1 protein-coding gene is annotated in these 251 nt (G+C 37.5%); it reads right to left on the bottom strand.

The genetic code is table 11. From position 1 onward, the window contains the following. The coding region (locus RYX56_RS24100) for an ATP-binding cassette domain-containing protein (RefSeq protein WP_317124349.1) at positions 1-251 on the bottom strand (251 nt) is incomplete at both ends.

Here is a 251-nt window from a genome sequence, read left to right as displayed (position 1 = left end):
GAAATCCAAGTCCTTTATTAATTGCTTCTTTTGGATCTTTAAAATTTACTTCCTCTCCAAAATAAATTACGTTTCCAGAATTCTTTTTATCGGCTCCAAATATTGCCCGCATCGCTTCCGTTCTGCCTGATCCTACTAAGCCGCTAAATCCAAGCACTTCACCGCTTTTAACAGAAAAGCTGACATCTTTAACTAGTTCTCCAGCATGTAAGTTTTCGACCTTTAATATTTCTTTCCCTATTTTCGCCTTC

This window comes from Alkalihalophilus lindianensis (genome assembly GCF_032843265.1).
GTDB classification, from domain to species: domain Bacteria; phylum Bacillota; class Bacilli; order Bacillales; family Bacillaceae_D; genus Alkalihalophilus; species Alkalihalophilus lindianensis.
Note: the sequence above shows the minus strand (reverse complement) of the source record. Positions and strands in the feature narration are given on the sequence as shown.